A 14,109-nucleotide genomic window follows, 5' to 3' on the forward strand; every position below is an offset into this window, starting at 1 on the left:
ATGCCCTTCACCATCGCCACCTGGAACATCAACTCCGTCAGGCTGCGCGAGGGGCTCGTTGCCCGTCTGATGCAGGAAGAGGCGCCGGACATTATTTGCCTGCAGGAATGCAAGTCCCCGGTCGAGAAGATCCCGCTAGAGACATTCCGGGACCTTGGCTACGCGTACATTGCCGCGCGTGGGCAGAAGGGATACAACGGCGTTGCGATATTCTCGAAGTTTCCCCTGAAAGAGATCGGCGCGCACGACTTCGTCGATCTTGGCCACGCGCGACATATCGCGGCGCAGCTGGAAAACGGAGTCACCATCCACAATTTCTACGTCCCCGCGGGCGGTGACGTACCCGACCGCGAGATGAACGAAAAATTCGGCCAGAAGCTCGACTACGTGGCAGCGATGCGCGACTGGGCCAGCGCCGAAAAGCCCGAGAAGTCGATCCTTGTCGGCGATCTCAACATCGCGCCACGCGAGGATGACGTCTGGAGCCACAAGCAACTCTTGAAGATCGTCAGTCACACACCGATCGAGGTGGAGGGCCTCGGCGAGGCGCAAAATGCCGGCAAATGGGTCGACATCACCCGGCAAGACATTCCTGAGGGGCTGCTCTACAGCTGGTGGTCTTATCGCTCGCCGAATTGGGATGCGGCGGATAAGGGCCGTCGTCTCGATCACATCTGGGCCACGCCGGACATCGCGAACGCGGGCCATGGCAGCCGCGTTCTGCGCTCGGCGCGGGGCTGGGAAAAGCCGTCTGACCACGCGCCGGTTTTCGCGACGTTTGATCTATAACTTGAAGGATGGGCGTTCAGGCAGCGAGCGGCGCGCGACTTTTCAGCCGTGAGAGGTTGAGCGCGAAGGCGTCGTGGTCTCTGAGCCCCGGCCGCACCGGCGTTGCGTGATCCGGGAGTTCCCGTATCCGTCCGAGCGCGGCGGGCGCCGTCGTCCGAGCAAGATCCGGGTTACGAGTCAGACGGCCGAGATAGAGGCTTTCGGTCCGGATTCCGTTCGCGTCGATCACTGTGTGCCGGTCGAACAGCAGACCGTGGTAAGTCTCCAGCGCACCTTCACAATCCCAGACCGCCGTCCGGCCATTCACGAGATGGCGCGCTTCCACAAGCACCTCGTCCTCGCCGTAGTGATGCTCGACTTCGGGGCCGGACAGCGCGAGCCGCTGTCCGGGATTAATGCGGAGGTCCCGGGTCAATCCATGATAAGGTGCGATCAATCGGACTGGACGCATTCGGCCCATGCCGGGCACGGCCACTCGACCTTGCCACAAGACGGGCAGAGGCCCGTCATCGGCGGTCAACACGAGATCGCCGGGGTTCAGCGTTTCAATTGGGCGCGGACCTTCGGGCGTTGCGATCACGGTGCCGGGCGCAAAGCCCGGCATGGGACCGACGGTATGCCAATGATCGGCAAGGCCGATCCAATCAATCGCGACATGTCTACCACTGTCACCGGGCGCGAGCAGAGATTCCAGCTCGTCCCGAAGCATCGGCAAGGCGTCCGTCCCGTCATGCTGACGGATGGAACCCCGTGTCAGGTTCTCCGCTGTCAGAAGACTTCTGCCGCGAGCCGCGTCCCAGTGATAGGTCAGCCTCAATATCCCGGAGATCGGCTCGAGACCGAGCCCAACCGAGAGGTGGCTCACCTCTGGCCCATGGCGCCGCAAGAGGTGCAGTCTCACGTCTTGGCCGCGCTCAATCGAGAACATCCGCTTGGGCTCGAGATGCCGCGCGAGCCTCAGCACCGGCTCGCCGTCGTTAGGCAAGCCGATTTCAGCCAGATCGAGTTCGATGACAAGCGTGCCGCGGTCAATCCGCTCCGGAAGCGGCGCCTGGTTGAGTTGCCGCGCAGTGCCGTCCGCGCTCCATATGGTGCGCCAAGTCATAGCCGCACTGCCTCGGCTGCGCGAAGCGCAAGTGCTCTGCACCCGAGCCATGCTCTGGTCATCGTGCCCGCCTCCAACCTCGTGAGGCAGTGCAAACTGCAGACGGGGGAATGATGCCCCGCTCCTTTCCGCCAACTGCTCAATTCGGAGGACGTTGCGCCCCGAAATGCGTTTGCCCTGCCTCGGGTCTTGTTTTTCTGCCTACGAGTATGTCCGACTGCCGCCGATTTGTGAATCCCTCTTGATCGGGCGGTTTCGATGGCGCAGGAACGCGGTGGCGTGGGCGCAACAGTCCTGCGGATTGCAGCCCGCCGTCATCGGGGCTAACGCTTTGGCAGTCCAACTTGGGAGCCTGTCTTGCCCGAACACGTCGATGCCGTTGCCCTGACCGCCGCGCTGGTCCGCTGCCCTAGCGTGACGCCGAAAGAGGGCGGCGCGCTTGACCTACTGACGACGATCCTTGGCGAGGCGGGGTTCGAGTGTCACCGCGTCGATCGGAACGGCACGCCCAACCTCTTCGCGCGGTGGGGCAAGAAGGGCGCAGCGAAAAGCTTCGGCTTCAACGGCCATACTGACGTCGTCCCGGTGGGCGACGCCGCCGCCTGGAGCCGCGATCCGTTCGGAGCCGAGATCTCGGACGGTTGGCTTTGGGGGCGCGGCGCCACCGACATGAAATCTGGCGTCGCCGCCTTCGTCGCCGCGGCGGTGGATTTCGTGCGCGAAACACCTCCGGACGGCGCAGTGATCGTGACGATTACGGGGGACGAAGAAGGTCCGGGAAAAGATGGGACGGTCGCCATTCTCGACTGGATGAAGGCGCAAGACGAGTCGATGTCGGTCTGCCTCGTGGGAGAGCCGACTTGCCCCGAGCGGATGGGCGAGATGATCAAGATTGGCCGCCGCGGCTCCATGACGGTTAGTTTCGAGGCACGAGGCGAGCAGGGTCATTCAGCCTATCCCCACCGTGCCCGGAATCCTCTTCACGCACTGGTGCGCCTCTTGGCCCGGATCACGTCTCATCACCTTGATCACGGGACGGAACAGTTCGATCCCTCGACACTGGCGATCACCACCATCGACACAGGCAATGTCGCCTCGAATGTTATCCCGGCACGGGCGCGGTCGGTCGTGAACATCCGATTTAACGACGCGCATAGCTCGGCAAGCCTCGCCGACTGGCTGCGTGAAGAGGCAGCGGAGGTTCAAGACGAAACCGGGGTGAAGATCGGGTTGGCGATACAGGTGTCGGGCGAAAGTTTCCTGACGCCGCCGGGCCCCTTGGTCGATCTCGTAGCCGCTGCCGTGATGGCAGAGACGGGGGTCGATCCGGTCCTTTCCACCTCAGGTGGCACATCTGATGCGCGCTTCGTGAAAGAGCACTGTCCGGTCGTGGAATTCGGGCTCGTAGGTCAAACGATGCATCAGGTCGACGAGCGCGTCGAGATCGCGCAGATCGGAGCCCTGAAGTCTGTTTACCGGCGTATATTGCGGGACTACTTCGCCTGATGTGTCCGTCTCCGATTTTCGCATGACGCCAATTTCGGCCCGTGCTAGGTGATCGGCATGGCGCGCATTCCTTCCAAAACAGAAATCCTCGACTGGATCGCAGAGAACCCTGGCCTCTCTGCCAAGCGCGACATCGCCAAGGCTTTTGGCATCAAGGGCGCCGATCGGATCGAGCTGAAACGGCTCCTGAAAGAACTGGAGGCGGAAGGCACGCTCGAACGCCGCCGCAAGTCCTACCGCGACCCCGAGAAACTGCCGCCGGTGACCGTGCTCACTATCCTCACTCCTGACCGGAACGGCGACCTTTTCGCGCGGCCGATGGAATGGCAGGGCGAGGGGCCGGAGCCGCGCGTGCTCTTCCAGCCGCGCAACAGCGACCCGGCGCTAGGCGAGGGCGACCGCATCCTTGCGCGCGTCAATGAGACGCGCGGTGAGGATTACCAGTACGAAGCGAGGTTGATCCGCAAGATCGGGACCAATCCACACAAGGTTCTCGGTGTCTTTCGAAAGGGGACCGAAGGCGGACGAATCGTTCCCATCGACAAGGGCGCGGAGAAAGAGTGGACCGTTGCGCCGGACGCCACGCAGGGCGCGCAGGACGGCGAACTTGTGGAGGCCGAACAGGCGGGTCCGAAGGGTCGCATGGGACTGCCTAAGGCACGGGTGGTCGAACGCCTCGGCGATCCTTCGGCGCCGAAGGCTGTCTCGCTCATCGCGATCCACCAGCACGGCATACCCGACGACTTCCCCGACGATGTGATCGCCGAGGCGGATGCCATGAACCCCGCGCCGCTCGGCGACCGCGAGGATCTCCGCCACCTGCCCTTCATCACGATTGATCCCGCGGATGCACGCGACCACGACGACGCCTGCTACGCGCATCCCGACGAGGACCCAAAGAACGAAGGCGGTCACATCGTTTGGGTCGCCATCGCCGATGTCGCGCACCACGTCCCCCCCGGCTCGGCGCTCGACCGCGAGGCTCGGAATCGCGGCAACTCCACCTATTTTCCGGATCGCGTCGTGCCGATGCTGCCGGACCGGCTGTCGGGCGACCTGTGTTCATTACATGAAGGCGTTGCGCGTGCGGTAATCGCGGTTTGGATGAAGCTCGATTCCAAAGGCCGGAAGGTTTCGCACCGCTTCACGCGCGCGATGATAAAATCGGTCGCCAGCCTCAACTACGCGGAGGTACAGGAGGCGCAAGATGGACGTCCGAACACGCGTTGTGACGAGCTTTTTGACGAGGTCATCGCACCGCTTTACTCCGCCTATGAGACGACGAAGACGGCCCGCGCGATGCGCCAACCGCTTGACCTCGACCTGCCCGAACGCAAGATCGAACTCAGCGAGGACGGGCGCGTCACCTCCGTCGCGCTGCGCGAGCGTTTCGACGCACACCGGCTGATCGAGGAATTCATGATCCTCGCCAACGTCGCCGCTGCCGAGGAGCTGATCCGCCTCCGCCGACCGCTGCTTTACAGGGTGCACGAGGAGCCTTCGCCGCAGAAGCTCGACGCGCTTCGCGAGGTGGCCGAGGCGTCTGGCTTCACGCTCGCCAAGGGGCAGGTCCTGAAGACCGAGCATCTGAACCGCCTGCTCGCCCAAGCGGAGGGCACCGATTTCGACGAGCTTTTGAACATCACGACGCTGCGGTCCATGACCCAAGCCTACTACAATGCGGAAAACTTCGGCCATTTTGGGCTCGCACTGAAGCACTACGCGCATTTCACCTCGCCGATCCGGCGATACTCCGATCTGATCGTGCATCGCGCGCTAATCACAGGGCACGGCTGGGGCAAGGATGGGCTGTCGCCGCAGGACATCGAGATGCTTGAGGAAACCGCCAAACACATCTCCGACACCGAGCGGCGTTCGATGGCGGCCGAGCGCGACACGACCGACCGCTACCTCGCGGCGTATCTCGCCGACCGGGTGGGCAGCGAATTTGCAGGCCGCGTTTCCACAGTTACGCGGTTCGGGCTGTTCGTGAAGCTCGACGAGACCGGCGCGGACGGGTTGATTCCGGTTCGCACGCTCGGGCGTGAGTTCTTCCATTTCGACCCGAGGGGCCAGACGCTGATGGGGGCCGATACCGGAACCGAGATTGGCGTGGGCCAACGGGTCACCGTCCGGCTGGCCGAGGCCGTGCCGGTGACCGGCGGCCTGATGCTGGAGCTTCTGGAGATCGAAGGGCGGCCGATGGCGGCCGGTGCATCGGCAAGGCGCGGTCGGCCGGGCGGGCGCCGTCCGGGCCCGGCACGGGCGAAACCGGGCCGCACCCGTCGCAAAGTTGAGCGCAAGCGCCGCTGACAACCAGTAAGATGCATATGCGGGCGATCTGACTCTTTTCGGACGATCACTGTCGCGCTACACTCACCGCAATCAAGAAACGAGCAGGTGAGGCATGCGATACACAGCCGGAATCATGACAATTCTCGCGCTTCTGCCGTTCGCGGCAGCTGCCGCAGGAATAGCGCCGAACTCGCCAACCGCTGAAGGGGGGATCATGGGCGGACCCGAAGAGATTGTACCCGCTGCGGCCAATCAGGGGTTCGGGCATTGGATTCGTGGGTTCCAAAGCAGGGCGCGTGCAGCTGGGATAGGCGACCACGTTTTCGACAGCGCGTTCCGCGGCATTGAGTACAACGCCGACGTGATATCGAAAGACCGCAATCAAAGCGAGTTCACCAAGACGATCTGGGATTATCTCGATTCCGCCGTGTCAGAAACCCGCGTCGCGAACGGCAAGGCGGCACTCGCTCAACACCGCAATCTTCTGGAGCAGATCGAGGCGACCTATGGCGTCGACAAAGAAGTCGTCGTCGCGGTTTGGGGACTCGAAAGCTCCTACGGTACGTACCGAGGCAACACGCCGCTGATCGAGGCTCTGGCGACGCTCGCCTATGACGGGCGGCGTGGCAAATTCTTCGAAAGCCAGTTGATTGCTGCGCTACAAATCGTCCAGGCAGGCGATGTCGATCCGCGCCAGATGACCGGCAGTTGGGCGGGCGCGATGGGGCATACCCAATTCATCCCCACCTCGTATCTTTCCTATGCGGTCGATTTCACCGGCGACGGCAAGCGCGATATCTGGTCGGATGATCCCGCAGATGCGCTCGCTTCGACGGCGGCCTATCTTTCGCAGTTCGGCTGGCGCAGGGGGCTGCCCTGGGGAGTCGAAGTGCAGCTTCCGAACGATTTCGACTTCGCGCTGACGGGAGAGCGGGTGAAGAAATCGCCCGCTGAGTGGGCGGCCATGGGCGTCCGCGACACGAGCGGCCAGCTGATCCCAAACCACGGCGCCGCATCGATCCTCATGCCGGCCGGCGCCCGCGGCGCGGCTTTCATGATCTTCCAGAACTTCCACGTGATCGAGCGCTACAACACGGCGGACGCCTATGTCATCGGCGTCGGTCACCTGGCGGATCGGATCGCCGGCGGACAGCCGATCCAGGCAAGTTGGCCGCGCGAGGACCGCGCGCTGCTGTTCGCCGAACGCAAGGAGCTGCAAGAGCGCCTTACCCGCGCCGGGTTCGACACCCAAGGCGTGGACGGAAAGATCGGACCGAACACGATTGCCGCGATTCGAGCCTATCAGCGGGCATCCGGATTGACCCCCGATGGATATGCGAGCGTCGATATTCTGAAACGCCTGAAGTAAGGAAACGGCCGCCCCCCGGGGCGGCCAGCCTGACCCCATACGAATGCCGCGTCAGGCGCTGCGGGCAGCGCGAATTGAGTCCTCGAGCTTTCCTAGCGCTTCGGTGAAGACCTCGTCCTGTATCGTGATCGGCGACAGGAAGCGCACGACGTTCCCGTAAACACCGCAGGTCAGGAGCAGAAGGCCGCGGTTCAGCGCTTCGGTGCGGACCTTATTGGCGAAGTCGGCCGACGGCTTGTCGCCTTTATTGAACTCGACCGCGTTCATGAAGCCAGGGCCCCGGATGTCGACGATTTCGGGTACCTCGTCGCGCAGACTGGCAAGGTGCTGCTTCAGCCGTGCGCCGAGCTGGTTGGCGCGATCGCAAAGGCCCTCTTCCTCGATCACGTCGATCACCGCGTTGGCGGCAGCGATGCCGAGCGGGCTGCCCCCATAGGTGCCGCCAAGACCGCCGGGCGCGGGCGCGTCCATGACCTCGGCGCGGCCCGTCACCGCCGCCAAAGGGAAGCCGCCAGCCAGCGACTTGGCCATCGTCGTCAGATCCGGCTGAACGTCGTGGTGCTCCATCGCGAACATCTTTCCGGTTCGGGCGAAACCCGTCTGCACCTCATCTGCGATGAGGAGGATGCCATGCTCGTCGCAGATGCCGCGAAGCTTCGTCATGAACTCGCGCGGCGCCTCGTAGAAGCCGCCCTCGCCCTGCACCGGCTCGACGATGATCGCGGCAACGCGCTTCGGATCGACATCCGCCTTGAAGAGATAGTTGAGTGCGTCGATCGACTTCTCGACGCTCCCGCCGTGCAGCGGTACTGGGAAGGGCGCGTGGAAGACGTCGCCCGGCATGCCGCCGAAGCCGACCTTGTAGGGCACGACCTTGCCGGTCAGCGCCATGCCCATGAAGGTGCGGCCATGAAATGCGCCGGTGAAGGCGACGACGGCCTGGCGGCCGGTCGCGGCGCGGGCAATCTTTACTGCGTTCTCGACCGCCTCGGCGCCGGTCGTGACGAAGATCGACTTCTTGTCGCCCTTCGCCGGGACCATCGCGTTCAGCCGCTCGGCCAGACGCACGTAGTTTTCGTACGGCACGACCTGGTGGCAGGTATGCGTGAAGCGGTCGATCTGATCCTTGACCGCTGCGATCACCTTTGGATGACGGTGGCCGGTGTTCAGAACGGCGATTCCGCTCGCAAAGTCGATGTAGCGGTTGCCCTCGGCGTCCCAGATTTCAGCGTTTTCGGCTCGGTCGGCGTAGATCTGCGTCATTACGCCAACACCGCGCGACAAGGCGGATTGACGGCGGGATTCTATTGCGGCGTTTTGCATGGGTTGCTCCTCGAAACACTCCCCGCCTCGATAGACCTTTCGCGTGCCTTGTTCAATTTGCTGATTGCGGCTGCGCTTTGAGCGACGACCACATAGCGGAAGCACTTCAGCGCGCGATTTGGCCCGCTGACACAACAGCAACACCAATCCCTTTTCTGCGACGAGGATATTCGTTCGGCGAATATGCGCGTTGCCCACGGGCCGCTTTCGGCGAGGCCCGGCTGAGTGAAATTCCGCTTATGGATTTCGTGGCTTATGGAGTCAATTTTCCGGCCGGCGTTCAGATGTCAGGCAAAGGAGTCGCTCGTGGAGTATGAGCAGCACTTTTATGGCCGATCTTCTTACGATCCGTCCTGCGAGCGGAGTGTGTCCAATCGCTTGGGCGGGAGCTGGGGCACCCCTGCAAGGATCGCAGCGATTTTCATCGCGTTCGTGGTGGTCAGCTTGACGGCCGGAGCGCAGCGCCAGGAAGTCGCGGCGTCGGCGGACGCGGCGTTGGCGCACGCGGGTCCGGTCAATCGGGTGTCCCACTAGCGATTGAAGTTGGGCTCGGCTGCGGGGTCGCTCAAGTCCCGCCGCCGAGCCGCTGCATGGTGTTTGTTAGTGAGGTCAGGGCGCGGCCCTTCGTTAGCCATGAGGTCGCGAATGCGACCGTCGCAAGCGACTCCGTCCAGAACAGGTAGTTGCGTTCCGACAGCCGCGCGCGAGTCTCGGGATCCGTCAGGAAGTAGGGCAGGATCGCCACCATCATGGCAACGATCACCGTACCGCAGCCGAGGAATATGAAGCTGCGCACGGTCCACAGAAGACGGCCGTCCGCGTCGCGTTCGCCCTGCGGGAACTGCAAGACGCTGAAGAGTGCGAGGCACGAAAAAAATATGATTGCTGCGCCATAGTGCAGCAATTCGGGATGAGACGTGATGCCGAAACGCCAGCACAGTTGCGGCGCATCGACACAGACGGGGTAGCCATGCCGGTGAACCGGTAGGAGTGCAATGCCGAGCGCGGCAATGCCTGCGATCGCCGACAGCCAGCGGTCGGACAGAAACTCACCAGGTGCTGGGTCGTAGCCGCGGTAGGCAACGAGAAAAATGCCTATCGCCGACAGCGTTCCTGTGAGGATGCCGCCCATGGACGTGTAGTAGAAATCACTGATCGAACCCTCAAGGCTGTAGCCTCCAATCCAGGCAAAGGCCAGAAGCGACAGCGGCAGGAACCAACCAAGATAGCCCAGAGCCTGGCGGACGGCTTGAAAGGATAGAACGAGATCAGGGTCAGTCTGAGATTTTCGGGCCATGCAAGTTCCTCTAGCGGGGCGACGAGAGGATAGCATGGGATCTTGGGCGTTGCGGCGCTCCCCGTCAGGCTTTCGCGGTCTGCAGATCGGCGGCTGCAAGCTCGGCGGCGACGGCTACCGCTGCCGCGGATGGATCGGGTGCAGCCCAGATTGGCCGGCCGACGACTATGTGGTCCGCGCCCATTGCTACGGCGTCGGCGGGTGTTGTCACGCGTTTCTGGTCATTTAGGGCGCTTCCCGCCGGCCGTATTCCCGGCGTGACAATGAGGCGGCCGCGCGCGCCGGGCAGCGCGCGGATATGCGTGGCCTCTCGGGCACTCGCTATCACACCATCGGCACCCGCGGCAAAGGCCCGGGCGGCGCGCTCCACCACGATTTCGGGAATGTCGCCCCGGCGGATCAGCCCAGCGTCGAGATCATGGCGGTCGAGAGAGGTGAGGACAGTTACCGCAAGGATTTTCAGATCTGTGCCCGCCGCCCCCTGTTTGGCGGCAAGCACGACATGCGGGTCGCCATGCACCGTCAGGAAATCCAGCTCATAGCGCGCTAGGCCACGGACAGCGGCTTCGATCGTCGCGCCGATATCGAACAGTTTCATGTCGAGGAAAACGCGCTTGCCATGCTCCTGCTTGAGTTCGTTCGCGAGGGCCAGCCCGCCGCCAGTGAGCATGCCCAGACCGATCTTGTAGAAGCTCACCGTATCGCCAAGAGCTTCGACCAGCTCCAGTGCGGAGTGCGCCTCGGGCACGTCGAGCGCGACGATCAGGCGGTCATTGGCTAGGGTCATCGTCACTCCTTTCCCAAGGTTCAGGTTTCTTGGGCTGTGGGTGAGAACCTGTCAAGCGCTGGACCCGGGTTGGCCGCCGCGTTGCCGTCCGGCCGTTCCGAGCACAGAAGCGATATCGGCGGAAAACCGCAGGTTGATTCTGGCATATTCGGCCAGCGTTGGCCGAAAGAAAAGCGCTTTGCCGGAAGGGGTTAGAGCAGACGCGGCCTTTGTGGGACAGTTCTAAAAGAAAGGAGCCCATCATGGACTATGAACAACACATGCCCGGCCGCTCCTCGTACGATCCGTCACGTGCTCGCGGAGAAATGCATCGCGAAGGCGGCATCGGGAGCGTTCTTTTCATCATAGCAGTGATCGTCGCTGCGTTGGCAATCGTTATCTGGCTGGCAGGTGGCGAGGGCACGCGGAGCGGCGCACCGGCCACCGCCGATCCCGCCGTGGCCGTTCCCGCTGACGGGTCGGCAGCGCCGGCCGCGACTGATGCGACCGCGCCGGCGGTCGGTGAATCGCAGACAGCCCCGGCAGCGGCGCCAAGCGAATAGCGCTAGGCCAGCACTTACTCGTAAGTCCGAAGGGGCGGGCGTTTTGCGTCCGCCCCTTGAGCATTTGGGCAGCAGTCAAGCTGCGCGCCGAAGTGCATGCCGCTCGGGATGGGCGGCGAAGCTCAGTTTCGCGGCCCCTAGAAGCCGAGCGCGAAGGGCTGCCGCGCCCGGCGCGCGCGCGGGCGCGGCCACCTGTATATGAGCCTGCACTGGAATTCCCTCCCGCACAGCGGTCAGCGCGATGAGCGCCACGACCTGGCCTGCCGAACGGTCGCGGCGCGCACGCAAGACTCTTGACGAAAGGATGCGCATCGCAGAGCCCCTAGCGAAGCCGTGGAGCGAAGGGGTTCGGCACCGAGCGCTTCTTCATCGTCGGGATTGCCTGGCGTTCGGCGGCAAGCGACAGTAGCTGCCGAGGCGGCGGGTTCACCGTAGCCAGCCAGCCTCCGGCAGCCGTGCGGATGGACGAGGTCAGACGTGTCATGCGGGCTCCTCCGTTAAGGTTAAGCCCGATTAAGGCAGATTCTCCTTTCCAATTCGTTTCGTTTTGATCGGCTTCGGTTGGCGCTTGAAATCCCGCCGTTCCGTCGCCAAGTCATTGCTTAGACCCGGATGTGTCGTGCCGTTGCGGGCGACCGGAGGCCGGGGGCTAAGCAAGGAGATCACCGATGGACATGGAAAAGTTCACGGAGCGGTCTCGCGGTTTTCTTCAGGCCGCGCAGACCGTCGCGATGCGAGAGGGACATCAAAGAGTGATGCCTGAGCATCTACTGAAGGCGCTCATGGATGACGAACAGGGATTGGCGTCCAACCTGATAAAGCGATCGGGCGGAGAACCGAGCCGCGTATCCGAATCTGTCGATCAGATTATCGCGAAGACGCCCAAAGTCTCGGGTGGTGACGGCCAGGTCTACGTCGATACCGCGCTCGTCCGTGTATTGGATGAAGCTGAGAAAATCGCGAAGAAAGCGGGAGATTCCTTTGTTCCCGTCGAGCGGATTCTGATGGCTCTCGTCATGGTCAACACGAAGGCCAGGGATGCGCTTGAGGCCGGTGCCGTGACGGCACAGAACCTCAATTCCGCGATCAACGAGATCCGCAAGGGCCGAACCGCCGACTCGGCGTCGGCCGAGGAAGGATACGACGCACTTAAGAAATACGCGCGTGACCTGACCGAGGCAGCCGAACAGGGCAAGATCGACCCGATAATCGGCCGCGACGAGGAGATTCGGCGCGCGATGCAGGTTCTGAGCCGCCGCACCAAAAACAATCCTGTGCTGATCGGTGATCCGGGCGTCGGCAAGACGGCGATCGCAGAGGGGCTGGCAATCCGCATCGTCAACGGGGACGTGCCGGAATCATTGCGCAACAAGAAGCTGATGGCGCTTGACATGGGCGCGCTGATCGCGGGCGCAAAGTACCGCGGCGAGTTCGAGGAGCGCCTGAAAGCGGTTCTGAAAGAGATCGAGGCCGCGGCGGGCGAGATCGTCCTCTTCATCGACGAGATGCACACGCTGGTCGGGGCCGGCAAGACTGACGGCGCGATGGATGCGGCGAATCTCATCAAGCCGGCACTGGCACGGGGCGAACTGCACTGCATCGGCGCGACGACGCTCGACGAGTACCGCAAGTATGTCGAGAAGGACGCGGCACTCGCCCGGCGATTTCAACCGCTTTTCGTCGACGAGCCCTCGGTCGAGGACACCATCTCGATCCTACGCGGCATCAAGGAAAAGTACGAACTTCACCACGGGGTGAAGATCTCTGATAGTGCGCTGGTCGCGGCGGCGACGCTTTCGCAACGGTACATCACCGACCGATTCCTCCCCGATAAGGCCATCGACCTTGTGGACGAAGCCGCCTCGCGGCTGCGCATGGAGGTGGATTCCAAGCCGGAAGAGCTTGACGCTCTCGACCGCGAGATTCTTCAGAAACAGATCGAGGCGGAGGCGCTGAAGAAAGAAGATGACGCGTCCTCCAAGGAACGGCTTGAGAGGCTGGAGAAGGAACTTAGCGAACTTTCGCAGCGGTCGGCCGAGATGACGGCCAAATGGCAGTCCGAGCGCGACAAGCTCGAATCGGCGAGGGAGCTGAAGGAGCAGCTCGATCAGGCGCGAAACGAACTCGATCATGCGAAGCGTGCCGGCGATCTCGCGCGTGCCGGTGAACTGAGCTACGGTGTCATTCCGCAGCTGGAAAAGCAGCTTTCTTCGGCCGAAGAGCAGGAAGACGCGCTGATGGTCGAAGAGGCCGTGCGGCCGGAGCAGATCGCAGAAGTGGTCGAGCGCTGGACCGGTATTCCGACCTCGAAGATGCTCGAAGGCGAGCGGGAGAAGCTTCTCAAGATGGAGGAGGAGCTTGGCCGTCGCGTCGTCGGCCAGCACCGCGCGGTTGAGGCCGTGTCAAAGGCCGTTCGCAGGGCGCGGGCGGGGCTTCAAGACGAGAATCGTCCACTTGGTTCGTTCCTCTTTCTTGGGCCGACAGGGGTCGGCAAGACCGAGTTGACGAAGGCGCTTGCCGAATACCTGTTCGACGATGAACACGCGATGGTCCGCGTTGACATGTCGGAGTTCATGGAGAAGCACTCGGTCGCGCGGCTTATCGGCGCCCCTCCGGGCTATGTTGGCTACGATGAGGGTGGGGTGCTGACCGAGGCGGTTCGCAGACGTCCTTATCAGGTGATCCTGTTCGACGAAGTCGAAAAGGCGCACCCGGATGTCTTCAACGTGCTGCTGCAGGTCATGGACGACGGCGTGCTGACTGACGGGCAGGGACACCACGTCGACTTCAAGCAAACGCTGATCGTGTTGACGTCGAACCTCGGCTCGCAGGCACTGAGCCAGTTGCCCGACGGCGCGGATGCCGCGCAGGCCAGGCGCGACGTCATGGATGCGGTCAGGGCACATTTCCGGCCTGAGTTCCTCAACCGGCTCGACGACCAGATCATTTTCGACAGGCTGACACGCGAAGATATGAGCGGGATCGTCGAGATCCAGCTCCGCCGACTGGAAAAGCGTCTTGTGCAGCGCAAGATCGAGCTGGAGCTTGATGATGCCGCCAAGAAGTGGCTTGCCGACGAAGGCTACGATCCGGTCT

Annotated in this window: 11 protein-coding genes (1 of these 11 running past the window's edge); 6 read left to right on the plus strand and 5 right to left on the minus strand. The window is 62.9% G+C overall.

Annotated features, from left to right (window positions below):
* Window positions 1–789 carry an exodeoxyribonuclease III gene (locus DEA8626_RS14440; protein WP_108853927.1) on the plus strand — a complete coding sequence of 263 codons (789 nt, stop codon included), beginning with the start codon at window positions 1–3 and terminating at the stop codon, window positions 787–789.
* 16 nt (window positions 790–805) lie between these two features.
* Here DEA8626_RS14440 and DEA8626_RS14445 read toward each other — a convergent pair whose 3' ends face one another.
* Window positions 806–1,894 (minus strand): Hint domain-containing protein, encoded by a 1,089-nt coding sequence (locus tag DEA8626_RS14445; RefSeq protein WP_181366452.1) that lies wholly within the window; start codon window positions 1,892–1,894, stop codon window positions 806–808.
* Between the two features lie 357 nt (window positions 1,895–2,251).
* On the opposite strand from DEA8626_RS14445, the gene dapE reads away from it, so the two are divergent.
* The 3 genes from dapE to DEA8626_RS14460 all read left to right on the plus strand — a co-directional run bounded on the left by dapE (window position 2,252) and on the right by DEA8626_RS14460 (window position 7,064).
* Window positions 2,252–3,400, plus strand: coding sequence for a succinyl-diaminopimelate desuccinylase (gene dapE / locus DEA8626_RS14450; RefSeq protein WP_108853929.1), 1,149 nt, complete (start codon window positions 2,252–2,254; stop codon window positions 3,398–3,400).
* A gap of 57 nt (window positions 3,401–3,457) precedes the next feature.
* On the plus strand, window positions 3,458–5,713 hold the full coding sequence (gene rnr, locus DEA8626_RS14455) for a ribonuclease R (protein ID WP_108853930.1): 2,256 nt from the start codon (window positions 3,458–3,460) through the stop codon (window positions 5,711–5,713).
* 94 nt (window positions 5,714–5,807) lie between these two features.
* Window positions 5,808–7,064 carry a lytic murein transglycosylase gene (locus DEA8626_RS14460; protein ID WP_438502437.1) on the plus strand — a complete coding sequence of 419 codons (1,257 nt, stop codon included), beginning with the start codon at window positions 5,808–5,810 and terminating at the stop codon, window positions 7,062–7,064.
* Window positions 7,065–7,115: 51 nt separating this feature from the next.
* Here the strand turns inward: DEA8626_RS14460 and DEA8626_RS14465 are convergent, their stop codons facing one another.
* The 3 genes from DEA8626_RS14465 to pyrF form a co-directional block, all read right to left on the minus strand.
* On the minus strand, window positions 7,116–8,387 hold the full coding sequence (locus DEA8626_RS14465; RefSeq protein ID WP_108853931.1) for a 4-aminobutyrate--2-oxoglutarate transaminase: 1,272 nt from the start codon (window positions 8,385–8,387) through the stop codon (window positions 7,116–7,118).
* Window positions 8,388–8,952: 565 nt separating this feature from the next.
* The gene (locus DEA8626_RS14475; RefSeq protein WP_108853933.1) at window positions 8,953–9,684 is read right to left on the minus strand and encodes a hypothetical protein; all 732 of its coding nucleotides are present in this window, start codon (window positions 9,682–9,684) and stop codon (window positions 8,953–8,955) included.
* Window positions 9,685–9,748: 64 nt separating this feature from the next.
* Window positions 9,749–10,471 (minus strand): orotidine-5'-phosphate decarboxylase, encoded by a 723-nt coding sequence (gene pyrF, locus DEA8626_RS14480; protein ID WP_108853934.1) that lies wholly within the window; start codon window positions 10,469–10,471, stop codon window positions 9,749–9,751.
* Between the two features lie 242 nt (window positions 10,472–10,713).
* Here pyrF and DEA8626_RS14485 point away from each other — a divergent pair, with 242 nt between their 5' ends.
* Window positions 10,714–11,013 carry a hypothetical protein gene (locus DEA8626_RS14485; protein ID WP_146188871.1) on the plus strand — a complete coding sequence of 100 codons (300 nt, stop codon included), beginning with the start codon at window positions 10,714–10,716 and terminating at the stop codon, window positions 11,011–11,013.
* A gap of 322 nt (window positions 11,014–11,335) precedes the next feature.
* Here DEA8626_RS14485 and DEA8626_RS21080 read toward each other — a convergent pair whose 3' ends face one another.
* Window positions 11,336–11,497 carry a hypothetical protein gene (locus DEA8626_RS21080; RefSeq protein ID WP_181366453.1) on the minus strand — a complete coding sequence of 54 codons (162 nt, stop codon included), beginning with the start codon at window positions 11,495–11,497 and terminating at the stop codon, window positions 11,336–11,338.
* A 184-nt stretch (window positions 11,498–11,681) separates the two neighbouring features.
* Here DEA8626_RS21080 and clpB point away from each other — a divergent pair, with 184 nt between their 5' ends.
* Window positions 11,682–14,109 carry the 5' portion of an ATP-dependent chaperone ClpB gene (gene clpB / locus DEA8626_RS14490; protein ID WP_108853936.1) on the plus strand. The gene runs 188 nt beyond the window's last position, so only the first 2,428 of its 2,616 coding nucleotides appear in the window; its start codon is at window positions 11,682–11,684; the stop codon falls past the right edge of the window.

It is taken from the genome of Defluviimonas aquaemixtae (assembly GCF_900302475.1).
In the GTDB taxonomy this organism is placed as follows: Bacteria; Pseudomonadota; Alphaproteobacteria; order Rhodobacterales; family Rhodobacteraceae; genus Albidovulum; species Albidovulum aquaemixtae.